The sequence below is a fragment of the Cupriavidus sp. D384 genome (assembly GCF_001652915.1).
Lineage (GTDB): Bacteria > Pseudomonadota > Gammaproteobacteria > Burkholderiales > Burkholderiaceae > Cupriavidus.
Genome location: NZ_BBQI01000006.1, coordinates 75,463 through 98,943, shown reverse-complemented (window position 1 = coordinate 98,943; position 23,481 = coordinate 75,463). Strand labels below are relative to the sequence as shown.

Below are 23,481 nucleotides of genomic sequence, written 5' to 3'. Positions count from 1 at the left end.
AATTTCGATTAATGAAATTATGTGCGGCGCAGCAAGACCATCCCCTGTCGCGCCGTATCCTGCAATGGCCACCTCCCGATCTGGCGCATCGCCGCGTTCACGTCCGACTTTGGTCGCTGACGACCATGACGCCATGCCATCCAGCCGCGAATTGACGCACAGTACGGGATGCTTCACGCGCCAGACCGAAGGCAGTCAGTCGCTGGAGCGAGGCCTGACGCTGCTTCGTGCATTTCGCATCGGATCGTCGAGCCTGACCAATGCCGAGCTGGCTGCACGCACCGGGCTGCCTCGCCCGACGGTGAGCCGTCTGACGCGCTCGCTGGTGGACGCGGGGTTTCTGCGTTATGACACGACTGAGCGTGCCTATCGCCTTGCCGCCGTGGTGGTTAGCTTGGCCGACGCGTTCTACCATGCTGTCGAGGTGCCCGAGATCGCGTTACCGCTCATGCGCAGGATTGCCGAAGCGGAAAAGGTCAACGTCGGCATTGCCGTGCCGGATCAGGCGGCGATGGTTTACCTGGCAGCGGTGCGTTGTAGTAGCGACAGCGTTTCGCGCACGCGGCGCGTAACGGTTGGCACGCGCATTCCCATGGAGCAGGCATCGATTGGCATGGCCTGGCTGGCGGCCGAAACGCCAGCGGTGCGTGCCGAGTTTCTGGCGCGTATCGAACGTAAGGCAGGAGACAGCTGGCCGGCCGTGAACAAGGCGCTGCTTCGTGGCATCCAGCAGGCACAGAAACTTGGCTACTGCACTGCCAATTACCAGCCCGGCCATCTGACCGCGGTGGGTGCCGCGTTCCGCGGTCCGGACCATCAGTGGTATGGCCTCAATATCAGCTTCCCACACAAGCCAAGCGAGAAACGCCGCGATGTAGCGCGGTACGCGCCGCTGTTGCTCGACCTCATCGCGAAGATCCGTGCGGCCTGCGGCATCAGGGACGATGGGGCGTAGTGGATGCTCCGGAGACGGCGACATCGATGAGGCGGCTATGCGTCTGTCATGTTTCTTGCTTGCTTGTCTGTCATTTAATGAAGAGCGGGAAGTGGAGAGGAACGCCCTCGTACGCTTCTCCATCGCTCCGTCGTTGACAGGAAGGGCCCCGCTTTGCCGAGCCCAGAAGCGCCATGCAAAAAGACAGCAATGCTTCGAGAGAGGAAAAGTCTTCCAAACCCGACAGGCCAGTTGCGATATATGGCGCAATAGCCGCCAATCTGGCGATCGCACTGACGAAGTTTGCCGCGGCTGCTGTGACGGGAAGCTCGGCGATGGTCTCCGAGGCGATTCATTCGACGGTCGATTGTGGCAACGAGATATTGCTACTGGTCGGATTGGCGCGAAGCCGTCGTCCGGCCGATGCCGAGCATCCTTTCGGGTACGGGAAAGAACTGTATTTCTGGAGCCTGATTGTGGCCGTGCTTATCTTCGGCGCCGGCGGCGGGATCTCGGTATATGAGGGCGTCGTCCACATGCGCAACCCTGCGCCAATGATGGATCCGCATTGGAACTACATCGTGCTTGCAATGGCGACGGTATTTGAAGGCGGCAGTTTCCTGATTGCATTGCGGGAGTTCCACCGGAGCAAAGGGGATATGCCTTTCTGGACGGCGTTGCATGCCACCAAGGACCCGACGACGATCACGGTCCTTGCGGAGGATGCTGCTGCGCTAGGGGGCCTGGTTATCGCCGCGGGCGGTGTGTACGCAAGCCATCAATGGGAAATGCCGATGCTCGACGGGTTGGCCTCGGTATTGATTGGCGTGTTGCTTGCGGGCGTGGCCATATTTCTCGTGCGAGAGAGCCGGAGCCTTCTGGTGGGCGAAAGCGTCGACAGGGAGATGGCACAGGACATCCGGCGACTGGTCGAAAACGAACACGGCATCGTGCGGGCCGGGCGGCCCCTCACGATGTATCTCGGTCCGGACGAAGTCCTCGTTACGTTGGATGTGGAGTTCGAAAAGGATACGGATTCGCACGATATCGCGGACGCCGTGGAGCGCGCCGAACATGCCATCAGGGACTCGCACCCAACGGTCAAGCGAATCTATATTGAAACCAGGCTCCTGGCGATGATCACACATCAGGTAAAAGACGCGTCATAGCGTGAGGCAATGCGCCCGGTGAAAGCAGCACAATGCGTGTGGTCTTCGCGTGTATCCTAGTGCCGACGAAACAACGTTTCGGAGCACAGTGATGGTCTACCCTATCGGACCCAAGGTGGCCGACATCGACGACGATGTTGGCGTTCAGTTTGACTATTTGATTGCAGGCACCAGCCAGGCGTTCCTGGTGACGCGCCAGGCGTTGGAAGACCATTTCAAGCTTGATGTTGCCGGGCTCGGCGGGGACCAGCGCGATGCGGCGCTACATGAGGCGTTCCTGGAGGGCTGGCAACGGATACGAAACGTGGCTGCCCGGCGAAGCGGAATGCCGAATGATGGCCGCATTATTCTGGACACGGGCGATTTTTGAATGCCCTTGGCGCCCATAAGCCAAAAAAGAACCCGCCACTGTGGGGCAGGGCGGGCCGGTAGCAGTTCTGGGCGGGCGCGCAAGGAGAATTCCAATTGCGACGCCCAAGCCAAGGGTAATGAACGGCCCACGATTTGCCCATCGGCCAAATGGTTCACGCTTCTGGATGGTGGCGTTATCCCGCACCGACGCACATCGTTAACGCCCTGGCCTCTATCTAAAAGTGCCTTAAAAGCAACAATTAATGAGCGGCAGTTGGCGTTTCAATTAGAAACCCAGCAAAAACAGGCACTTATTACGAGGCCCGACATTCCCGTCAAACGGCCCAGCACTCAGAACAGCCCCAACTCGGCACAGACAATGACGTCGTAGCTGATAAAAAGCAATTAACCGCCAGAAAACTGCCCGCCCATATATCCACTAACAGGTTTTGTCATGTTGCCCCACGATGGGAGCTGGCATGACTTTCTCTTGCTCGACGCGGTGGTCCAAGGGTCTTTGGCAATGGCGCGGACGTTCGCCATTCGCGCCAAATAGATGACTCAAACTGTCATGCAATGCCATGCCGTCCCCAGAACGACAACCGAGGATGGCAGCATGCCGATGCAGTCGGGGCAAAGCATGGGTGGGCGCGTTCTTGGCGTCATCGGCAGGCTTTGGATTAGCCTTAGCCTACGCTTGCCAGCGCCCCAGCCGTGCCATCCAGGCGGCGTCCCGCAGCAGTCCTGAAGTTTTCGAATTCTTCCCTTTTTTGATTTTGGCGCTCATTTCTCTGGAGGAAAACCGATGTCGCCCCCCAATCTTCATTCCCAACCGACAAAATCTGTCAGTCGCATTCAGTCTGCGCCGTTACCAGCGTGGATCTCGGATCGAATGGCTACCCATTTCGTCGACAGAATGGAAAAGCTCTGGGGAGGCGATCATCTGCTGCACGGTCGCGTCCCGGGGCCAGACGCCTTGCACCTGAGCAGTAATGATTATCTATGCCTGCTGGGAGAATCGGCGCTGGTGCAGACGCAGGCGCGGGCGCTACTGGACGAGGCGCCGGAGTTGCTGATGTCTTCGGTCTTCCGGCACGGCGACACGCCGCAACAGCAAGTCGAACGAAAACTCGCCAATCTGATGCAGGCCGAAGATGGCCTGATCGCCCAGTCAGGATGGGCGGCCAACGTCGGATTGGTGCAGTGTATTGCAGGGCCAGGGGTGCCGGTCTATATCGATATGAACGGTCATGCCTCGCTGTGGGAAGGCATCAGTGCGGCGGGGGCACAGGCGGTGCCGGTGCGCCACAACGACTTCGCCCATGCCGCACGCCAGATCGAGCGTCTCGGGCCGGGCGTCATCATGGTGGATTCCGTCTACAGCACCACTGGCAGCGTGGCGCCCCTGGAAGCGTACGTCCAGATGGCGGAAGCGACGGGCAGCGTGTTGGTGGTTGATGAGTCACATTCCCTGGGCACGCACGGGCCGGCAGGTGGCGGACTCGTTCCCGCGCTAGGGCTCTCCGAGCGCGTACACTTCCGGACGGCATCGCTGGCCAAGGCCTTCGCAGGCCGAGCGGGGTTCGTGGCCTGTTCGACCCGATTCAAGGATTTCTTTGCGGTAGAGGCGCGTCCGGCGATTTTCAGTTCGGGGCTCCTGCGCCATGAAATTGCCTGGTTCGACGCCGCGACGGATTTCATCGCGCGCGCAGATGATCGCAGGGAGCGCCTGCATGCCATCACCCGGACGACCCGGGCGGCAATCACCGAACTGGGCTACAACATCAGCGACGGCAGCGAGCAGATTATCGGGCTGGAGGCAGGCACGGAACCGCAGGTCATGGTTCTGCGCAACGCATTGCAACGGCATGGCATCTTCGGTGCCGTTTTCTGCTCGCCTGCTACCCCCAAGAATAGGGCATTGATGCGCCTTACACTGCATGCGAAACTCAACCCCTCCGACATTGACCGGCTGATCGACGTTCTCGCGAAGATTCGGGACGAGGTCAGCCTGGCGGAGTGGTCATCAACGCGCCGCGCGCACCGCGGCCATACCCGTTCACCAGGCAGCACAGCGCCGTAATCTTCCAGGAGTCAGAAGCTCGAGATGGAAGCCACGCAAGAGCAAACAGGAGGCGAATCGTTGTGGGTTCGACTCGTCAAGGATGCCCGGCGTGCCGTATTTGAGACGGCCTCCAGGACCACGTTGCTCGACGAGGAAACCGTCGTGCGCCTGCGTCGCATCCAGATGGTGGGCGCGCTCGGGGTTATCGGCCATCCGCTCTACTACGTCATCTGGTCCTATGTCTTCCCGCAGGCTTACGAGAACCTGTGGCTCCGGCTGATTTGCACCGCGCTGTTCGTGCCGCTGTTGTTCGCATCCGCGCTGTCGCACAAGCGATGGCTCCCGACCTATGCGCTATTTGCCATCACCGTCGGGATGCCGTTCGCTTTCATCTTCTTCTATCTGGAGAACAATGGTTCTCTGGTCTGGGCAGAGTCGGTCATCATCGCCGTGGTGGTCCTGTACCACTTCAGTTCGGCGTTCGCGACGATTGCCTTGCTCTCGGGAGCGGCCGGCGCATTTGCATTGTTTGTGGTGGCTGGTCACTCCATCGCAGGCATTCCCTGGCAGCCGTTGCTTTTGCAACTGCCGATCATTGCGTTCGTCATTGCCGTGCTAGTCGTGATCAAGCTGGATCGCCAGTTGCTGGTCGAAGAAAAGCGGCGGGGGATGGCGGTGGCCCTGGCAACGGTCGCACACGAACTGCGCACGCCCCTGATGAGTCTGACGATGACCGCAGCGGGACTCAAAAGCAGGTTGCCGGCGGCGCTGGACCCGCAGGCAGCGCATCGTGAGGGGCTTTTGCAGGCCATTGGCCGCTTGCAGGCCGATCTCGCGCATGTCAGCAGCAGCATCGATTTGCTGGTGGCAAACTCCAAGGACCCGAAGGCGGCCAAGCAGGAGGTGTTCGACCTGGTGCACGCTGTTCGCGAGAGTATCGACCGGTTTCCGTTCGAACCTGCGCATCAGGATATGGTCACGATCCACGCGTCGGCACCCCTGCACGTGCTGGGTAACGCCCAACTGTTCGAATTGGTAATCACCAATCTGACCAAGAATGCGCTCGAGGCAATCAAACGGGCGGGCAAGGGCAAGATTCTGATTCGGTGCGAGATGCAGGGCAGCGATGTTTATGTCCTGTTCCGGGATACCGGGCCAGGTGTCCCGGCGCACGTACTGGCGCGCATGTTCCAGCCGTTCTTTTCCTATCCCGCGCACCGGGGAACTGGTATCGGCCTGGCCTTTTGCAGGGACGTCCTGGGCAGTTGGGGCGCGTCGATTTCCTGCCGATCCGTGGAGCACGAGTTCACGGAATTTGAGCTTCAGTTCCCCAGGCATAAGGCTTGATGCCGGCAGCACCCCGAGCCTGACGGACGATGGCTATTTTGCTATCGGCGGACGGTGGCCGCTGTAGCCCGCGCAGAAGCGGGATATCGACGCTGCGTGGCGGATCGCATGCATTGATGTGATGCCATAAGCGCATTGGGGTGACAAAAGGTTTGGTGAACGCTGGCGTTCCAACCGCCGGCACGCCATAAAGATCAGGATTTATCCGCCTTTTTTGTTGACATTATGGCGAATCACCCCTAGTTTTGGTACATGCCGCCACGTCGCCCTCCAAAACACACTCCCATTCTGGTCAAAGGCTGTCTTGAGCGCCTCGGCCAGCGCCTGATCATTGCCCGGAAACTGCGGGAGATGACTCAGGAGCAGCTCGCCGCGCTCTCGGATGTATCCCCCTCGACGCTGAGGGCTCTGGAAGACGGTAGCGACGGCGTTTCCATCGGCAACTTTCTCAAAGTGTTGCAAGGTCTGCAGTTGCTTGAACAGATGGAGGGATTGCTCGATCCGCGGCTGGACCCCGAAACCGTGAACTTTGCCGAACGGCAAGTCGGCGGACGCTGATGCCGACCGTACCCGTCTGGGCCTGGCTCCCCGGCCACGATTCCCCCTCGCATATTGCCGAGCTCGCGGTGGAGCGCACCGCCAGGTTCAACTACCGCAAAGAGTATCTGGATCACCCGGAGGCCATCCCTCTCGATCCGGTTCAGCTCCGTCTCGTGCGCAGTGCGCGTGGAATTGCCGTATCTGCGGCAGACGGTCTTCCGGGCGTCATCAGGGACGCCAAGCCCGCTGGCTATGGAGCGGACAGGCTGAACGCCCACGCTGGCACGGACCTTAGCCCACTCGAACTGCTCGAACGCGGCGTGCCGGATGGGGTGGGGGCGCTGGAGGTCTGCTCGGACATCGAGCGCAAGCTCGCCTGGATCCCGAAGGAACTGGATGATCTCAAGCCGCTCGCAGAGGCCTTGGATGACATCGCGCCTGCCAGCCGGGCGCTACGGCGTCTGAACGACGATCTCGATACCAGCGCCGGGGGCGAGCGACCCAAGGCGACACTCGTACACGCGGGCCGTCTATGGCTGGCAAAGATGCAGGACCGAGGCGACCGGGTTGCCATGCCTGCTCGCGAGTTCGTGACCATGACCCTGGCGAATTTGGCGGGGCTCGATGTCGCCCCCGTGGTGCTGCACACATTCGGCTCACATCAGGTCTTGCTCGTCGAGCGATTCGACCGCACGGGAGATCCCTATCGGCCGCAGCGCCGCCTTTTCGCAAGCGCTCACACGGCGCTCAGACTGCCGCTGGACGCTGTCCGGGGCGATCCACGCCGCTCGTATCTGAACTTTGGCGACGCCTTGCGGGTCTGGTGCAGGGGGCGCGAGGACCTAAGCCTCCAGCTCGCCGAATTGTGGCGGCGCATGGCATTCAACGCATTGGTCGGCAATACCGACGATCATCCCCTCAACCACGGCCTGCTGCATGAAGGCAATGCCCAGCGCGGTTGGCGTCTGGCGCCAGCGTTTGATATCACGCCTGTCATGTCCGTTGGCCCGCAACCGCCTGCCGACGGACCCATCCTTTCCATGGCCACCGGCGCGGACGGCTCCGCTCGAACTGGTGTGGGGCAGCTGATTGCTGCCGCCAGCCATTTCGGCGTGAGCGCCGAGGTGGCGAGGGAGTGGATTCAAGTGACAGCCAGTTTGATCGCAGGCCGCTGGGAGCCGATGCTAAGAGATGCAGCCCGGCCAATCGTCACGGACGTCGGCATGCTCGACCGTCTGATTGCAGACGCTCGTGTGGCTTTTTCGTTTAGTGAGTGGGTTCAAGGCAATCTCTGACCTCGCGCCCCGTCTCCCGGCTGATCCGAGTCATAAAGGCGGCGCGCATCCGGCCCGCCGCTCAGTCGCCGTGTCCAGCGCTAACCTTGCTCCCGGATAACAACTGAGCCAGACATTCTCACGGCGCAGTTTGTGCAACAACCAATACTATTGTGATAAGAAGGCTTATCTTCATAGCTGCAGTTTTTAGCGCGGGATTGGGGTGTTCGACGAGGACCAACGGCGCGCGAGGGCACCAGAGCCCCAGAGCCCCGGAGCCCTGAGGCTTCCGGGGTCCGGGCTCCGGCACTAGCCGGCGACCGCCTCCTCGCGCATGCGACGGGCTTCGTCGCGCAGGAATTGCTGGTAATCGTCCAGATCCCCGTCGAACGGCTCGACGCCGCCCTTGGTGACCAGCCAGAACTCGTCACACACGGCGCGCAGCAGGGCCCGGTCATGGCTGACCAACATCACGGTGCCTTCGAACTCGTTGAGCGCCATCCCGAGCGCTTCGCGGGTGGCCAGGTCAAGGTGGTTGGTCGGCTCGTCAAGCAGCAGCAGGTTAGGGCGTTGCCACACGATCATGCACAACACTAGCCGCGCCTTTTCGCCGCCGCTCATCGTGCTGACTGCCTGATGGACCATGTCGCCACTGAAGTTGAAGGTGCCGAGGAAAGTGCGAAGCGATTGCTCCGTTCCACTCTGGCCGGGGGCGCGCATATGCGGCGGCGTATCCTTCGCGAGGCGGATCATGTGCTCCATCGGCGTATCGAGCGGGCGCAGCACGTCGAGCTCCTGCTGTGCGAAGTAGCCGATGTTCAGGCCCTTGCCCTCGCTGATCTCGCCGGCAATCGGCGCCAGCGAATGGGCCACCGTCTTCACCAGCGTGGACTTGCCCTGGCCGTTGGCGCCGAGAATGCCGATGCGCTGCCCGGCCAGCACAGATCGGTTGATGCCCCGGACGATGACCGTGGGCGGTGTGCCCGGCAATGCGTCGGCCGGTGCCGGGTAGCCAAAGCTGGCGTCCAGCATCGACAACAGCGGGTTCGGGATGTTGAGCGGCTCCTTGAATTCGAAGCTGAACTCCGCGTCGGCGAGCACCGGTGCGATCTTCTCCATGCGTTCGAGCGCCTTGACCCGGCTCTGCGCCTGTTTCGCCTTGGAGGCCTTGGCCTTGAAGCGGTCGATGAACGACTGCAGGTGGGCGATTTTTTCTGCCTGCCTGGCCATCGCGGCCTGCTGCAATACGAGTTGCTCGGCGCGCATGTCTTCGAACTTGCTGTAGTTGCCGCCATAACGCACGAGCTTGGCGTTGTCGACGTGCACCGTCACCTGCGTCACCGCGTCGAGGAATTCGCGGTCGTGGCTGATCACGACAAGCGTGCCCTGGTAACGCTTGAGCCAGGCTTCCAGCCATACCAGCGCGTCGAGGTCCAGGTGGTTGGTCGGCTCGTCGAGCAGCAGCAGATCGGACGGACACATCAGCGCGCGTGCCAGCTGCAGCCGCATGCGCCAGCCACCGGAGAAACTGTTGACCGGCTGGGTAAGCTGCGCTGCACTGAAGCCGAGCCCCAGGATCAGCGCCTGGGCGCGTGCCGGGGCGTCGTGTGCGCCTGCGTCGTGCAGTGCCATGTAGGCGTGGGCCATGCGCATGCCGTCGTCACTGGCCTCTGCGGCGGCCACTTCGGCCTGGGCATCCAGCAACGCCGTGTCCCCTTCGACGACAAAGTCAGTCGCGCTCTGCTCGGTCTCCGGCATTTCCTGAGCGACCTGGCCCATCTTCCATGCAGCGGGAATCGAGAATTCGCCGCTGTCTTCGTGCAGCGTGCCGTTAAGAAGGGCGAAGAAGGACGACTTTCCGGCGCCATTGCGGCCGACAAGGCCAATTTTTTCACCGGGGTTGAAGGTTACGGATGCGCGGTCGAGAACGACATTCACACCGCGACGCAGCGTGACATTGCGGATGGAAATCATAGGGAGCTACTTCAGATAGGACGAGCATGATAGCCGACCGCAGAGGGAGAGTCGGCTTGCCGCGGAGCGGGCACGAGAAAAGGATGGCGTGCAATTCCCTGAGATGGCGATTTTCCGGGGCCCGAAACAGCCTGGCGCGGCCTGAAGAAGGTACGCGCCGACTTGTCTCTTTGTTCGACCACGGCCTGAATCACCTTGAATCGGTCGAGTTCGTGATGGACTCGGGCATTGGCATGGCGGCCTCCGGTCTCGGATAGACGGAAAGCCACCAGCATGCCAGTCCTGGCAAGGGGGTTATCGTACTTTCCGTGCAAAATCTGGCGGTTTGGTCTGAATTCTTCTTATAGATCAATACATTGCGCGGTGGCAAATTTCCCGGTTGCCGTCCTTCCGGTGCAAAATCTGGCGCATTTCGGGCCGTCGGACCAATGACGTCGCGTTGCGTGAGATAGTCCGTCAGTAGCGGCTGCTGGGCTCCAGGATGCGCACTCAGTGCGGCCAACGCTCCCATCTCCTCGCGTTCAGTACGCACGGCACCCTCTTATCCCATTGTTGTAAAAGAGATTCAGGCGGCGAATGCCTGGCCGAACTGCCGGGCCCGCTTGACATCATCGGTATGCAAGTAGATGGACGTGGTCGAAATTGAGGCGTGGCGCAGGTTGTCGCGCACAGCGCTCAGTTCGACACCCTTCGCCAGCGCGTGGGTCGCGTGGGTGTGCCGCATCCAGTGTGGTGTCGACCGTCGGAGCTTCTCTGCCAACGCTGGATGATCGCCTTCGATGATGTCCGCTGCGAGCCTGAAGAATCGGCGCATGACTTCCCACAGGCGTAGGGGCGTGATGCCGGTTTCGCCACCCCCCAGGCTACCGATTAAGGGCGTAGCGGGGTTCCAGCGAGTGCGGCTGACAGGGAGCCTGCGCTCCAGCATGTAGCGTTCCAGCGCTGCCCGCGCCAAGGGTGTCAATGTGACCCTAGCGGGCTTGCCACCTTTGCCGACCAGGTGCAGCCAGTGATCGCCCACGGCGTCGACGTCGAGGTGACGCAGCGCGGCATTGGCCATTTCGCTGATCCGCAGTCCCGTCGCATATCCGAAATCCAGCAGGAAGCGAAGCCGCTGTGCGGCCGCGGCTTGCCAGCCGTACGACCACTCGAGGCCGTTGGCGATGGTGCGCACCAGCAGCCATTCTCCTTCGGTGAAGGCGTGGGTGGTTTCCACGGCCATGGCACGCTGGCTGCCGCGCACCTTGATACCCGCAAAGGGGTTGGCAAGCACATAGCGTTGTTCCACCAGCCAGCGGAACAGCGCGCTGAGCACGGCCAGCGCATGGGCCACCGAACGCGCCGAGAGGTTGTCGACAAACGGGCGCCAGTCTGGCGACGTGCGTGGCCGCGGGGGGCCGACCCAACGCTCGCGCGGCGTGGGCCTGCGTAAAAATGCCCGATAGTCGGTCGCATCCTTGGTCGTCAGGGATGAGAGGGCCTTCCCTCGCGCGACGATGGCCCACAGGATCAGCCGTTCGGCTTCCTTGCGATAGGCGCGCTGCGTGGCCGGGGATTCGTGCAGCGCCAGCCAGGCCTGGATAGCCTCGTAATCGTTGTCCACACCCAGAATGCAGGTCGACAGCGGAGCGCGAAAGGCGCCGGTGGAGCCGTCGACCTCGCGGGGCAGCCGCAGATGTTCCCACGGCGTGACGATGGACTGTCGGTCGGCGACGATCAAGGCGCGGGCACGCTCGGTAAGCGCCGGGTGTGCGGCAAAGAATGCCTCGATCTGGCGGGCGCTTGCGGGTCCGAGCCCCGGCACGGCGGTCCACCACTGTCGCCGGCGGGGGATACGAACGGTCAGGTCGGCCAGCGTGGTGATGCCAGCGGCCTGCAAGGCGTGTATCGCCCGCGCTGGCAGCCACTGTGCCACAGCATCGCTGATCTGCGGCGAAGGCACGGAGGTCACGCGCAGTTGCTCGATAGCCGCCGCGGCGGCCCGGGCGTAGCCCACGCGCTCGTTGGCGGAGCACACGAAGACTTCCGCCAGGTCGGGGCGCTGGCGCTGCCGGGCATACTGAACGAGCTGGCGCCGGATCGCCCCGATGATGCCTCTTGCCGACTGGCCATCGCCAACCCGATCGCGCAGGTAGCGGTCGGCCGTCTCACGTGAGGAAGCGCCCTCGTACCAGGCGCGTAGCGCGGCAAGAGCGGCGGGGTCGGGCAGGCCATCGGGAACAGTGAGACGTCGGGGCATTTTGTGTGGAGCGAGTTACGTACCAAGACATTAGCACAGAGATAATAACTCTTATCTCTGTACCTACATTTCGGAATGTTGCCGAGGGGTTGGGCACATTATTTCAGTCCCTTCTATGTGACTGTTTGACAGCCGCCTCTAGACGCTGATAGTGGATCCCGACAGCATCATTGGCGAACCGGCATGGCTGTCCATGTTCCGCGCCACAAGACGGACACTTGACATGGCCAAACATCGCAACGATGCGAGCTTCGATTACCGAGCGAGTCATGTTCCCCTCCTGAAAGTGGATGCAGAGCATAACGCGGTCCGTCCGGCTCCCATGAATCGCTCCGGAGTCGCCGCGTGTGACGAAACGGGCATTTCTATTGCTCGCCTGGGAGGCGTCGAAGGAACACGTTGCTGCCAGTATTCCTGCATGGGCAGATACTTAGAAGTGAATTATTATTTGGACGCGAATTAAGAAAGATTAGAACAACGAGCCGCAGAATTCGTCTTTTATTCTCCTCGTTTCGACGCGATCCTTGGAAAGACTGTGAGCGCTTATTGCGCCGCATATTGATTTCCGCTCGAAACAAATAATCACCGTTCACGGAATCATTCACTTGCGCCGGCGCGAAGTAGCTGGAAGTATTCGTTGGGGTATCAATCTGGTGGGCGACGCTTGGCATGAACTGCATGGCACGGCCACTGGGCGCACGGCAAGTCGGGCGCAGCGGTTTCGGAGGAGGTCATCGGATGAGCAACGTTATCGCAACGCTCAAGCACGAATTTATGGAGATGCTGCCGCCCACCATTTTCTTTTTGGTGGCGCTTCATATCGTCGCAGTGATTCGAGCATTGATGGTCCGCAGCAGTGGCATCGAGCTGGAGACGTCGGCGTCGATCCTGTTGGCGGCGCTGATCCTTGGCAAGGCGGTACTGATTGCGAACATGATGCCCTTCATCAACCGGTTTCCGGACAAGCCGCTGATCTGGAATGTTGGCTGGAAAACGCTGATCTACACGCTGGTGGCGCTGTTGGTGCACTACCTCGAGCGACTGTACGAATACTGGAAAGAAGCCCCGAGCCTGGCCGCCGCCAACCACACGCTGCTGGTCGAAATGAACTGGCCCCGCTTCTGGGCCATCCAGATCCTGCTGCTGACCTTGATTTTCTCGTACTGCGTCATCGCAGAGATCATCCGCGTGGTGGGCCGGGAGCGGTTCAGGAGAATGTTCCTCGGACCGCTGCCACAAGGGTCGCGCACACTCGATTGAACAGGGAAGGCCGCCCATCGCCCAGGGTCCACCGCATTGGCGTCAGGCTTTGGAGCCGGCGTCTGGACGGCGTGCGCCACGGCTGCAGCGGGCGAATTCTGCGACGCCTTGGCTGGCGAAGTGGGGCGCTACTGCAGGGCGACAGCGAGCAAACCAAGTACCGATACGCGTGCCATAAAATACACATCCAAGCGATGTACAGCCGTTGGTGGCAGAGCCATCAAGGCATTGCAGGACATGGGCGCGAGCCTGCAGTCCCTCAAACAGTTCGAGGTAGGCATCCGCCTGACTTCGGCCCGACAAACTGCGCGCGACGATGCGCAGCGCCCGTCCGCGGACCTGTTCCTCTGGGGCAGGCGTTCGAGCAGCAGATGTAGCTCAAGCAGCCTGGCATTCCGCTAACGCCCTCAAAGAGGATCGAGACTAGTGCTTCGCGTTTTCCAGTGAAATTATCCTCTTGCGCCTCGCCTACTTGCAGGCGGCAGGCGGCCTTGGGGCCAGACCAAAGGCCGCTCTATCCGGACGGGGGTGTCCGAAGGAGAGAACCCCAAAGCGACCGGATGCCTATTTTTCCCTGTCACTGGCAAAAGCTCCCAACCGAGGCAAGCATGCCATGGCTTGGCTCGGGCGGGCTTATGCCTGCTGCTGATGGTAACAGGGGTAGGCATAGCGCTTGTTGATGGTCCGTTACGGCGTCACCAAATCGAACTTGGGGTCAAACTGGTCCAACATCCCGAGCCACACCTGCAACGCCGCAGGGTCGCCGTCGATCCTTGCCTGGCCTGCCTGCACGGCCGCCTGCAGGGTCGTCTGGCCAAGGAGCGTGCCAATCAGTACCGCACGCGAGGCGGTCAGCGTGGCCTGGGCGTTGGCATACGTGCGTCCTGCCTTGTAAAGGAAAACGGCGTTCTCCACGCTTAACGCGTACTGCTTGCCAGTGTCGGGTTGTACCCAGTTGATACGCATGTCGTGGCCCACCGAGCGGTCGCTGTTCAGACGGACCGCCAGCAGGTCGAGCAGCATGGTATCGGACATGGCGCGCACCATGTCCGGGCTCGATGTCTGCGTGGCCTGGGTCTTGGGCACGCCATTGCGCAGCTCGTAGGCCCCCATCAGGTAGGCACTGCGCCATGACGCGGATTCGGCCTGGTAGCCCAGCTGCTCCAGCGCGTCGGCCTCCAGGTTGCGGGCGGCCTGGTTGGCCGGGTCGGCGAACACCACGTGCTTGACCACTTCGGCCACCCAGCGGAAGTCCCCCTGCGCGTACGATTCCCTGGCCTGGGCCAGCACCTTGTCCGCGCCGCCCATGAACTTCAGGTAGCGTCGCGCAGCGTCCTCCGGCGGTAGCGGATGCAGGTCGGCCGGATTGCCGCTGTACCAGCCCAGGTAGCGCTGGTACACGGCCTTGGCGTTGTGGTTGACGGTGCCATAGTAGCCGCGCAGATCCCACTGGCTGGCCAGCGAAGGCGGCATCTTCAGGCGCTCCGCGATCTCGGTCATCGTGTAGCCCTGGTTGGCCAGGCGCAGCGACTGGTCGTGGATGAACTTGTAGCCGTCGCGCTGGCGCGCGAGGAACGCCGAGATGTTCTGCTGGCCCCACTTGGGCCAATGGTGCTGCGCAAACAGCACGTCGGTGCGGGCGCCGAAACGGTCGGCCGTTTCGTCCAGCGCGCGCCACCACTGGTTGGCGTCGCGTACCTGGGCGCCCCGGATGGTGTACAGGTTATGCAGGTTGTGGGTGGCGTCCTCGGCGGCGCACAGGGCCTTCCATTGCGGGAAGTAGACCAGCATCTCGGCCGGGGCCTCGCTGCCGGGCGCCATCTGGAATTCCATCTGCACGCCATCGATGGTGCGTGTCTCGCCGGACTTCGCCACGAGGTCTGTCGGCGCGATCAGCGTGATGGTGCCGAGCGACACCGTCTTGCCCAGGCCGGCATCGACCTGTCCCCTGGGGCCCTTGGGCAGCAGCGCGCCATACATGTACTGCGCCCGGCGGCTCATGGCATTGCCGGCGTAGATGTTCTCGCTGACCGCTTCTTCCATGAAGCCCTCGGGGGCCAGGATGCGCACGCGGCCGGCCTTGACGTCGGCTTCGTCGACGATGCCCTTCACGCCGCCAAAATGGTCGACATGGCTGTGGGTGTAGATGACGGCCACCACGGGCTTGCGCGGACGATGCTTGTAGTACAGATCAAGTGCCGCGCGGGCCGTCTCCGACGTCAGCAGCGGGTCGATCACGATCAGCCCGGTGTCGCCCTCGATCAGCGTCATGTTCGACAGATCGAAGCCACGGACCTGGTAGATGCGGTCCGTGACCTGGAACAGGCCATGCTTCAGGTTGAGCTGGGCCTGGCGCCACAGGCTCGGGTTGACCGTGGCCGGCGCGGTCTGGTTGGCCAGGAAGGCGTAGCTGTTCAGGTCCCACACCACGCGACCCTGCGCGTTGCGGATCTCGCCGGCATCCAGCGTGCCGATCCAGCCGCGCTGGGCGTCGTCGTAGTCCTGGCGATCGGCGAACGGCAGTTGCTGCAGGACGCTGGCGTTGGCCGCCTGCGTGGCGGGCGTGGCATCGCCCGGCGCGGGCGGGGTGCCGGCAGCGAGGGCGTTGCCGAACATCAGTGCGGCCACGGCGCCCATGGCTGCGGATTTGCGAAACATGTCTGTCTCCTCTTTGCGGGGTTGAATTTGCAGTGCTGTGTGTGATTCGGTGTGGGCGAGGGCGTGGGACGGACTCAGCGCCAATCCTGCGCGATCATGTGTGCGCCCTTCTCGCCGATCATGATGGACGGCGCATTGGTGTTGCCGCCCACGAGCGTCGGCATGATCGAGGCATCGACCACGCGCAGCCGTTCCATGCCGCGCACGCGCAGGCGATGGTCGACCACGGCCATGTCGTCGTTGCCCATGCGGCAGGTGCCCACCGGGTGGTAGATGCTGTCGGTGCGCTGGCGCAGCAGGTGCACCAGCTCGTCGTCGGACCGGACGTTCTTTACATAAAGCTCGCGCGGCGCATAGCGGGCCATCGGTCCGCTGGCCATGATCTCGCGGGTGAGCTTGTAGCCCTTGAGCAGCCGCGCCACGTCGTCGTCCTCGCCGAGGAAGTTGGGATCGATGCGCGGCGGCGCAAGCGGGTTGGCCGATAGCAGCCCGACCGATCCGCGGCTCTTCGGGCGCAGCACGCAGACGTGGCAGCTCATGCCGTGGCCTAGGTGCTGCTTGCGGTTGTGGTCGTCCACAATGCCGGTCACCCAGTGAAGCTGGACATCGGGGCGCGCCAGCGCCGGGTCCGTGCGCAGGAACGCGCCGGCTTCGCCAAAATTGCTGGCCAGCAGGCCGGTCTGGTGCTTGCGGTACTCGAAGAACGCGCGCGTCATGGTGGCGGCGCCGGACAGCGACAGGCCCATCAGCGACGTGTCCTTCGTCTTGTACGGCAGCACGTAGTCGGGATGATCGACCAGCCCCTGGCCCACGCCCGGCAGCGCATGGCGCAGCGGAATGCGGTGCGGCTTCAGCGCGGCCTCGTCGCCGATGCCGGATAGCAGCAGCAACTGCGGCGAACCGAACGCGCCGGCGGCCACGATGGTCTCGCGCTTGGCGATCACGTCCACGGGCCGGCCCTTGGCACGGACGCTCACGCCCTGCGCCACGTTGCCGCGCAGGATCAGGTTCGTGGCGTGCACGCCGGTCATGACCGTGAGGTTGGGACGCTCCGTGCGCAGCGGATGCAGGAAGGCCACCGCCGCGCTGCAGCGCCGGCCGTTGCGGATCGTCACGTGATAGTGGCCCACGCCTTCCTGATCGGCGCCGTTGAAGTCGGCATTGACCTTGTGGCCCGCCGCGCGTCCGGCCTCGATGAACGCGTGCGTGGCAGGGTGGGCGTCAAGCTTGCTGACGCTCAGTTCGCCGCCGGCACCGTGAAACGCGTTGGCGCCGCCGAAGAAGTCCTCGGACTGGCGGAACCATGGCAGCACCTCGTCATAGGACCAGCCGGCATTGCCCATCGCGGCCCAGTCGTCATAGTCGGTGCGATGGCCACGGATGTAGATCATCGCGTTGATGGCGCTGCTGCCGCCCAGCGTCTTGCCACGCGGCTGGTAGCCGAGCCGGCCGTTCAGGCCCGGCTGCGGCACGGTCTTGAAGGCCCAGTTGACGTGGCGCGTGGGCAGGATGCCGATGATGCCGGCCGGGGTGTGGATCAGCGGCGAGCGGTCGGTCGGGCCGGCCTCGATCAGGCAGACGCGCACGGCGGGATCGGCGCTCAGGCGGTTGGCCAGCACGCAGCCGGCTGATCCGGCGCCCACGATAACGTAGTCGAATTCCATGATGTGTAGGGTGTGGGTCAGCGGTGTGGTCAGTCCTGGCGCGCCGGGGCGTGCGTGGGCGTGGCGGGTTGGTGGGGACGGTGGGCAGGCTCGGACGGCGTGGCGCCAAGGAACAGGCGCAGCGCCAGCCGCTGGACGAACGTGCCGTACGGCGGGTGGAACAGTTCGATCGGAAACCACTGGCGCTCGGCGAATACCGCCTTGGCGTGCGACAGCTCGCGGAAGCCTTCGGCGCCGTGGTAGTTGCCCATGCCCGAGGTGCCGGTGCCGCCAAACGGCAGGTCGTGATTGAGCACGTGCCAGCCCCAGTCGTTGAGCGTCACGCCGCCCGCGTGGGTGCGTTGCATCAGCGTCTCGGTCTCGGCCTTGTCCTTGCCGAAGTAGTACATCGCCAGCGGCCGGGTACCAGCGCGGACGTGCACGATGACATCGTCAAAGCTGCGGTACGTGAACACCGGCAGGATCGGGCCGAAGATTTCTTCCTGCGCGATCCGCATGCGGGGCGTGACGCCCAGCACGACGTGCAGCGGCATCCGGTTGCCGTTTTCCGGCATGTCTGCCCGCATGACTTGGGCGCCATGGGCGCGGGCGTTGTCCAGCAGTTCCTGCATGCGGCGATGGGCGCGCGCATGAATGACCGACGTGTAGTCGTCGCCGCCGACCGGGAACAGCTTGGCGGCCTGGGTCAGGACTTCGTTGGCAAAGCGGGTGGCGTCGCCTTCGGGCACCAGCGCGTAGTCGGGCGCCACGCAGATCTGGCCCGCGTTGACGGTCTTGCCATGCGCAATGCGGCGTGCGGCCGTCGACAGGTCGGCGCTGCGCGACACGATGGCAGGTGACTTGCCGCCCAGTTCCAGCGTCACGGGCGTCAGGTGCTCGGCGGCTGCGCGCATGACGTGCCGGCCCACCTCGGGAGACCCAGTGAAGACCAGGTGATCGAACGGCAGGGCGGTGAACTGGCGCGCCACGTCGGCATCGCCTTCGACCACGGCCACTTCGTCTTCGGCAAACACGTCGGCCAGCAGCGCGCGCAGCGCGGCCGAGGTGTGCGGCGCGTATTCCGACGTCTTGATCATGCAGCGATTGCCGGCGGCCAGTGCCGTGGCCAGCGGACCCAGCGCCAGGTAGATCGGGAAGTTCCACGGCACCACCACGCCGACCACCCCCTTGGGCTGGTAGCGGACGCTGGCGCGATTGCCCAGGAACAGCAATTCCACATGCCGGCGCGAGGGCCGCATCCAGCGGCGCAGGTTGCCAAGCAGGTGGTTGATATGCAGGACGGAGGGCAGCACGTCGACCGTCATGGTCTCGGCATGGGCGCGCCCGCCAAAGTCGCGATCGGCCGCAATGGCCAGGTGGCTCGCGTGCCGGCGCACCGCGGCGCGCAGGTTGCGCAAGGCGGTCTTGCGCATGACCAGTGACGGATAAGGCATGTCGCCAAACGCCGCACGCTGCGCGGCGAGCAGGTTTTCCATTTCGTGCGGCGCTATCATCACAGTAAAAACCCCTGAAATTAAACTGAACAGTCAGTACAATTTCAGTGTCGTGGGGATGACAACCCGGTGTCAAGGCCGCAGGGCAGCACCTAGGGCAAGTCCGGAGGGGCCGTATGGCGCCGCTGCTACAATTCGCGACACCTTCAATCGGTGAGTTCGATGAGCGCAAGTGAAACCGGCGACGCTGTCGCCACCCCGGCCGGGCCGACGAAGTACCGCAGGGGGCTGGAGACCCGCAATCGCGTGATCACGCTCACCAAGGCGCTGATCGCCGAGCACGGCTATAGCGAGGTGACGCTCGACCAGATCTCGACCCAGGCCAACGTGGCCAAGAGCAGCCTGCTGTGGCATTTCGGCAGCAAGGACATGCTGCTGGCCGAAGCCGCCATCAACCTGTTCCAGGAAATCGAACTGGAGCTGGATCCCGAGGACCTCGTCGGCAAGTCAACCCGGGAGCGCGTGGACGAAGTGTTTGAGCGCGTGGCGAACTACTTCACGCGCAACCCCGAAACCAAGGGCGTGGTGCTGGCGCTGCTGTTTTCCGCCACCACGCCGCAGACCGTGCGCGAGCATATCCGCGAGGGCTGGGAAGGACACGTCCGCGTGCTGGTGGATGCGTTGAGTACGCCTGAGCGTCCGCTGCCGGCACCGATGGCGCGCGCCGTGATGGCGTTGTTCCACGGGGCCTATTGCCACTGGTACGCCAACGGCCGTAATCAACCTATCGAGAGCTACCTTGAACCGGCTCGCGAGTTGGTGAGGTGCTGGCTAGCCCCGCAAGCGGCCTAGCCTGAGGCGCCGACGATCAGGAAGTTGGAGGACCCGGCTGCCTGGCAAGGCCTGCGATCAGGCATCGAGGACCAGCGAGAACAGCGCGAACGCGCCGAGCGCGGCCAGAATGATGCCAACCCAGTAGGCAAGGTTCCATTGCGGCAGCAGGCCCTCGCGCTGCAGGGCGCTGACGCGGCGGCGGTGCTGGATCACCGCTGCGATTAGTGCGACGGTTCCGAGCAACACCATGGCTGTGCCGACTGCGCGCGGCGACCAGGTGCCGCCGAGCCGCCCGACAATCGCGCCGCCACCGTGCTGCGCTTCCAGATACTGGAAGAACTTCGCCAGCGTGAAGCCGAAGCTGATCATCGACAGCGCGGTGCGCAACCACGCCATCAGCGTACGTTCGAAGGCCAGGAAGCTTCGTTCGAGTGCAAGCGTGGTGCGCTGCCGTGCCAGCAGCGTGCTCTCGTTGGGCGTGGGATTGGACGGCATACCCGGTGGCGGTAGCGTCGCCGGTTCACCTTCATGAGGACTGGACATGGCGGGCACCTCCCGGGTCAGGTGGTCAGGCTATCGTCGTCGACCCGGCACGTGTGAAACGGGGCGCGGCATGAACGGCCCGCGGGCGGTGCCGAAGGCTGCTGCCCGGGGCGACATCGTGCAGATCGCCGCCCGGGGCTCGCGGGACGGGACGCCGGTTACCGGCCGCCGCCGCCGGCCGCGTCCATCATCTTGTCAATGACTTGGTCCACGCCGAAGCTGGCTGCCTTCTGCCGCGGCGGGAATTCCTTAAAGGTCTGCAGGAATTCGGCGACCCCGGCCTGCGCCGGCACCAGGATGAAGACATGGTCGAGCAACCAGTCGTAGTAGGTGTTGGACGTGACGTCGGCCCGTTCATAGGGGTCGGTGCGCAAGTTGAAGATCTTGGGCACACGCAAGGTGACAAGCGGCTCGGCCCAGATCTGCAGGGTTCCCGGAGTGCGCTGTTCCATGAAGACCACTTTCCAGTTGTCAAAGCGCAGGCACGCCAGGTCGCCATCGTCCGTGAAATAGAGGAAGCCCTTGCGGTCCGGCTTCTTTGCCTTGCCCGAAAGGTATGGCATCAGGCTGAATCCGTCGAGATGCACCTTGAAGGTCTTGCCATTGGCCTTGTGCCCCTTCTTCAGCTTCTCCTTGATCTCGGGGTCGCCCGCCGCGTCGACGATAGTGGGCAGCCAGTCCAGGTGGCTGACGATGTCGTTGCAGACTGTGCCCGGCTTGATCACGCCCGGCCAGCGCACCATGCATGGCACGCGGTACGCACCCTCCCAATTGGAGTTCTTCTCGTTGCGGAACGGAGTCATGCCTGCGTCCGGCCACGAATTCATGTGCGGACCGTTGTCGGTGCTGTACATGACCATGGTGTTGTCCGCGATGCCCAGGTCGTCCAGCAGCTTGAGCATTTCGCCGATGTGCTTGTCGTGTTCGACCATGCAGTCATGGTATTCCGACTGCCAGCGCCCCGCCTGGCCACGGATGCGGTCCTCGATGTGGGTGCGGAAGTGCATGTGCGAGGTGTTGAACCACAGGAAGAAGGGCTTGTCGTCCTTGTGCGCCTTCTCGATGAAGGCCTTGGCCGACTTGAGGAACTCGGTGTCGATGGTCTTCATCCGCTCCTTGGTCAGCGGCCCGGTGTTGTCGATCTTCTGGCCACCCTTGCCGTCGGACCAACAGTGCAGCACGCCCCGTGGCCCGTACTTCTTCCTAAAGTCCGGGAAGTCCTTCGGGTCGGGATAATCGGGCAGTTCCGGTTCTTCCTCGGCGTTGAGGTGGTAAAGGTTACCGAAGAATTCGTCAAAGCCGTGCATGGTCGGCAGATGCTCGTCGCGATCGCCGAAATGGTTCTTGCCGAACTGGCCCGTGGTATATCCCAGGCCCTTGAGCAGCTCTGGAATGTTCGGGTCCTCGGCACGCATGCCGAGATCCGCACCGGGCAAGCCTACCTTGGTCAAGCCGGTGCGCAGCCCGCACTGCCCGGTGATGAACGATGCCCGGCCGGCCGTGCAACTTTGCTCGGCATAGTAGTCGGTGAACAGGATGCCCTCTTCGGCAATGCGGTCGATGTTCGGGGTGCGGTAGCCCATCATCCCCTTGGTGAAGATGCTGAGGTTTGACTGGCCGATATCGTCGCCCCAGAGGATCAGGAAGTTCGGTTTTTTCTTCTCTGCCATGGCATTCTCCTTTGCGTCGAAGCCACCCGTCGGTGGCGGATTCTCCCGGAGACCCCTTGCGCGCTTCGCCGCTTGAGTTCTTCTTCAGGTTTGATCAGATGCCCGCGGCGTCGCGTATCACGCAGCGAAAGCCCAGGTGGCACGTGGAGGTGTCCACCGGTTGTGGCATCCGCGCGGCGGGCCGGTAGCGCCGGCAGTAGTTCGGCGCGCACAGGTAGGAGCCGCCCTTCATGACTTTGCGCGGGATCCTGAGGTGAGGCGTCCGGTCGTCGACGCTCGCTTCGAGCGTTGCGCCACGCGGGTTGTCCAGCGTGCAGCAAGCCTTAACGATCTTGCCGTGGTCCTGGTACCAGTCGCTGGTCCACTCCCAAACGTTTCCCGCCATGTCGTGGAGCCCGTATCCGTTCGCGGGGTACGCGCCCACCGGCGCGGTCCACTCGAAGCCGTCTTCCAGGAGGTTCTGCCAAGGGAAGTCACCTTGCCAGGTGTTGGCCATATGCTTGCCGCGGGGGGCAAACTGGTCGCCCCACACGAATTCCGCGCCATCGAGTCCGCCCCGCGCGGCGAATTCCCACTCGGCTTCCGTTGGCAGGTCCTTGCCCGCCCAGGCCGCATACGCCATGGCATCCTCGTAGGCGACATGCACGACGGGGTGGTCCCACAGGCCCTTAAGCGAGCTGGCCGGGCCACGCGGATGACGCCAGTCCGCGCCGGCGGTGTACACCCACCAGTTGTAGTGATTGCGCAGGTCGACGCGACGGTGCGCCTTGGCAAACATGACTGACGACGGCACCAGCAGCTCCGGCTTGGCGCCGGGGTAGTCCGCCGGATTCGCGGGACGCTCGGCGACGGTAACGTGGCCCGTGGCGTCGACGAACCGCTTGAACGCTGCGTTCGTGACCGTGTGGCGGTCCATCCAGAAGCTGCCGACGCAGACCTTGTGCGCGGGGGCTTCCTCTGGATAGTGACTGTTCGAGCCCATCGCGAACGTACCACTGGGAATCCAGACCATGCCGGCCATTCGATTTGAAGTGTCCACGAGCGCTTCGTTGGGCAACGTTTGGGCCATGACCTAACCGTTTTGGGAGTAGATGGGTGCTCTGTACGCGACCAGCGTGAGCTGTCCAGGCGGAATTCCGAAGTGGATTTCAGTTAGCCGTGCATATGGCAACCGGGTCGCAGTCCAATCCCCACTATGTTCGACGTTGGTCGCGGCGAAGCGAAGTGAATTTTTTGTTGCGGCAGTTAAGCGGTATCGACGCAGCTGACAATGGCGCGATTAGAGGGGATGCGTCGACCAGATAGGCGATTTTAAATGTGCTCAATTGGACGCTTTGTTTTTTTAAAGTCTCCTCGCGAAAATTTTCACTTCTAATCTTGTCCCAAGTGCCTGAGTATTTTTCAGCACACGTCAATGCATGACGTATGCCATTTTTCAGAAAGACCTCCACATTGGAACAGGGGTTGGAAATGCACACACACCGCAAAGTCCTGGCCAGAGCCATCGCGTTTGCTACGGCCACCGC

The 23,481-nt window shown here is 62.9% G+C and carries 17 protein-coding genes; 9 read left to right on the top strand and 8 right to left on the bottom strand.

Annotated elements, in window-relative coordinates; translation table 11 throughout:
• Positions 1–133 precede the first annotated feature (133 nt).
• The 7 genes from A9J21_RS02130 to A9J21_RS02100 all read left to right on the top strand — a co-directional run bounded on the left by A9J21_RS02130 (position 134) and on the right by A9J21_RS02100 (position 7,701).
• A complete protein-coding gene (locus tag A9J21_RS02130; protein ID WP_066731391.1) occupies positions 134–955 on the top strand; it encodes an IclR family transcriptional regulator in 822 nt (273 codons plus the stop codon).
• 173 nt (positions 956–1,128) lie between these two features.
• The gene (locus tag A9J21_RS02125) at positions 1,129–2,103 is read left to right on the top strand and encodes a cation diffusion facilitator family transporter (RefSeq protein ID WP_066731389.1); all 975 of its coding nucleotides are present in this window, start codon (positions 1,129–1,131) and stop codon (positions 2,101–2,103) included.
• Positions 2,104–2,194: 91 nt separating this feature from the next.
• On the top strand, positions 2,195–2,473 hold the full coding sequence (locus A9J21_RS02120; protein WP_066731387.1) for a hypothetical protein: 279 nt from the start codon (positions 2,195–2,197) through the stop codon (positions 2,471–2,473).
• Positions 2,474–3,259: 786 nt separating this feature from the next.
• The gene (gene cqsA, locus A9J21_RS02115) at positions 3,260–4,537 is read left to right on the top strand and encodes an alpha-hydroxyketone-type quorum-sensing autoinducer synthase (protein ID WP_066731385.1); all 1,278 of its coding nucleotides are present in this window, start codon (positions 3,260–3,262) and stop codon (positions 4,535–4,537) included.
• A 24-nt stretch (positions 4,538–4,561) separates the two neighbouring features.
• Positions 4,562–5,866, top strand: coding sequence for a sensor histidine kinase (locus A9J21_RS02110; RefSeq protein ID WP_066731383.1), 1,305 nt, complete (start codon positions 4,562–4,564; stop codon positions 5,864–5,866).
• Between the two features lie 252 nt (positions 5,867–6,118).
• Positions 6,119–6,424: a helix-turn-helix transcriptional regulator gene (locus tag A9J21_RS02105; RefSeq protein WP_231906779.1), complete on the top strand. Its 306-nt coding sequence runs from the start codon at positions 6,119–6,121 to the stop codon at positions 6,422–6,424.
• Entirely contained in the window at positions 6,424–7,701 is a 1,278-nt protein-coding gene (locus tag A9J21_RS02100; RefSeq protein WP_066731381.1) for a type II toxin-antitoxin system HipA family toxin, read from the top strand. Before A9J21_RS02105 ends, A9J21_RS02100 begins: the two co-directional genes overlap by 1 nt.
• Positions 7,702–7,989: 288 nt before the next feature.
• Here A9J21_RS02100 and A9J21_RS02095 read toward each other — a convergent pair whose 3' ends face one another.
• Complete coding sequence (locus A9J21_RS02095) at positions 7,990–9,654, bottom strand: ABC-F family ATP-binding cassette domain-containing protein (RefSeq protein WP_066731379.1); 1,665 nt, start codon at positions 9,652–9,654, stop codon at positions 7,990–7,992.
• Positions 9,655–10,219: 565 nt separating this feature from the next.
• Positions 10,220–11,893 (bottom strand): site-specific integrase, encoded by a 1,674-nt coding sequence (locus A9J21_RS02090; protein WP_066731377.1) that lies wholly within the window; start codon positions 11,891–11,893, stop codon positions 10,220–10,222.
• A gap of 738 nt (positions 11,894–12,631) precedes the next feature.
• On the opposite strand from A9J21_RS02090, the gene A9J21_RS02085 reads away from it, so the two are divergent.
• Positions 12,632–13,153, top strand: coding sequence for a hypothetical protein (locus tag A9J21_RS02085; protein ID WP_066731375.1), 522 nt, complete (start codon positions 12,632–12,634; stop codon positions 13,151–13,153).
• A 687-nt stretch (positions 13,154–13,840) separates the two neighbouring features.
• Here the strand turns inward: A9J21_RS02085 and A9J21_RS02080 are convergent.
• From A9J21_RS02080 to A9J21_RS02070, 3 genes are all read right to left on the bottom strand, one after another.
• Positions 13,841–15,811, bottom strand: a complete 1,971-nt coding sequence (locus tag A9J21_RS02080) for an alkyl/aryl-sulfatase (protein ID WP_066731373.1) — start codon at positions 15,809–15,811, stop codon at positions 13,841–13,843.
• Between the two features lie 74 nt (positions 15,812–15,885).
• Positions 15,886–17,475 carry a GMC family oxidoreductase gene (locus A9J21_RS02075; RefSeq protein ID WP_066731371.1) on the bottom strand — a complete coding sequence of 530 codons (1,590 nt, stop codon included), beginning with the start codon at positions 17,473–17,475 and terminating at the stop codon, positions 15,886–15,888.
• A 29-nt stretch (positions 17,476–17,504) separates the two neighbouring features.
• Positions 17,505–18,950, bottom strand: a complete 1,446-nt coding sequence (locus tag A9J21_RS02070; protein WP_082926188.1) for a coniferyl aldehyde dehydrogenase — start codon at positions 18,948–18,950, stop codon at positions 17,505–17,507.
• Positions 18,951–19,130: 180 nt separating this feature from the next.
• On the opposite strand from A9J21_RS02070, the gene A9J21_RS02065 reads away from it, so the two are divergent.
• Positions 19,131–19,760 (top strand): TetR/AcrR family transcriptional regulator, encoded by a 630-nt coding sequence (locus A9J21_RS02065; protein WP_066731369.1) that lies wholly within the window; start codon positions 19,131–19,133, stop codon positions 19,758–19,760.
• Positions 19,761–19,817: 57 nt separating this feature from the next.
• Here the strand turns inward: A9J21_RS02065 and A9J21_RS02060 are convergent, their stop codons facing one another.
• The 3 genes from A9J21_RS02060 to A9J21_RS02050 form a co-directional block, all read right to left on the bottom strand.
• Positions 19,818–20,285, bottom strand: a complete 468-nt coding sequence (locus tag A9J21_RS02060; RefSeq protein ID WP_082926187.1) for a YidH family protein — start codon at positions 20,283–20,285, stop codon at positions 19,818–19,820.
• A gap of 158 nt (positions 20,286–20,443) precedes the next feature.
• Positions 20,444–21,955, bottom strand: a complete 1,512-nt coding sequence (locus tag A9J21_RS02055; protein WP_066731366.1) for an arylsulfatase — start codon at positions 21,953–21,955, stop codon at positions 20,444–20,446.
• A gap of 94 nt (positions 21,956–22,049) precedes the next feature.
• Positions 22,050–23,024: a formylglycine-generating enzyme family protein gene (locus A9J21_RS02050; protein ID WP_197497443.1), complete on the bottom strand. Its 975-nt coding sequence runs from the start codon at positions 23,022–23,024 to the stop codon at positions 22,050–22,052.
• Between the last annotated feature and the right edge of the window lie 457 nt (positions 23,025–23,481).

Coding starts and splice junctions, on each gene's coding strand:
- A9J21_RS02050 (WP_197497443.1), bottom strand. CDS start 23,024: ATGGCCCAAACGTTGCCCAACGAAGCGCTCGTGGACACTTCAAATCGA.
- A9J21_RS02095 (WP_066731379.1), bottom strand. CDS start 9,654: ATGATTTCCATCCGCAATGTCACGCTGCGTCGCGGTGTGAATGTCGTT.
- A9J21_RS02065 (WP_066731369.1), top strand. CDS start 19,131: ATGAGCGCAAGTGAAACCGGCGACGCTGTCGCCACCCCGGCCGGGCCG.
- A9J21_RS02130 (WP_066731391.1), top strand. CDS start 134: ATGCCATCCAGCCGCGAATTGACGCACAGTACGGGATGCTTCACGCGC.
- A9J21_RS02110 (WP_066731383.1), top strand. CDS start 4,562: ATGGAAGCCACGCAAGAGCAAACAGGAGGCGAATCGTTGTGGGTTCGA.
- A9J21_RS02080 (WP_066731373.1), bottom strand. CDS start 15,811: ATGTTTCGCAAATCCGCAGCCATGGGCGCCGTGGCCGCACTGATGTTC.
- A9J21_RS02105 (WP_231906779.1), top strand. CDS start 6,119: ATGCCGCCACGTCGCCCTCCAAAACACACTCCCATTCTGGTCAAAGGC.
- A9J21_RS02075 (WP_066731371.1), bottom strand. CDS start 17,475: ATGGAATTCGACTACGTTATCGTGGGCGCCGGATCAGCCGGCTGCGTG.
- A9J21_RS02060 (WP_082926187.1), bottom strand. CDS start 20,285: ATGTCCAGTCCTCATGAAGGTGAACCGGCGACGCTACCGCCACCGGGT.
- A9J21_RS02070 (WP_082926188.1), bottom strand. CDS start 18,950: ATGGAAAACCTGCTCGCCGCGCAGCGTGCGGCGTTTGGCGACATGCCT.
- A9J21_RS02090 (WP_066731377.1), bottom strand. CDS start 11,893: ATGCCCCGACGTCTCACTGTTCCCGATGGCCTGCCCGACCCCGCCGCT.
- A9J21_RS02120 (WP_066731387.1), top strand. CDS start 2,195: ATGGTCTACCCTATCGGACCCAAGGTGGCCGACATCGACGACGATGTT.
- A9J21_RS02100 (WP_066731381.1), top strand. CDS start 6,424: ATGCCGACCGTACCCGTCTGGGCCTGGCTCCCCGGCCACGATTCCCCC.
- A9J21_RS02055 (WP_066731366.1), bottom strand. CDS start 21,955: ATGGCAGAGAAGAAAAAACCGAACTTCCTGATCCTCTGGGGCGACGAT.
- cqsA (WP_066731385.1), top strand. CDS start 3,260: ATGTCGCCCCCCAATCTTCATTCCCAACCGACAAAATCTGTCAGTCGC.
- A9J21_RS02125 (WP_066731389.1), top strand. CDS start 1,129: ATGCAAAAAGACAGCAATGCTTCGAGAGAGGAAAAGTCTTCCAAACCC.
- A9J21_RS02085 (WP_066731375.1), top strand. CDS start 12,632: ATGAGCAACGTTATCGCAACGCTCAAGCACGAATTTATGGAGATGCTG.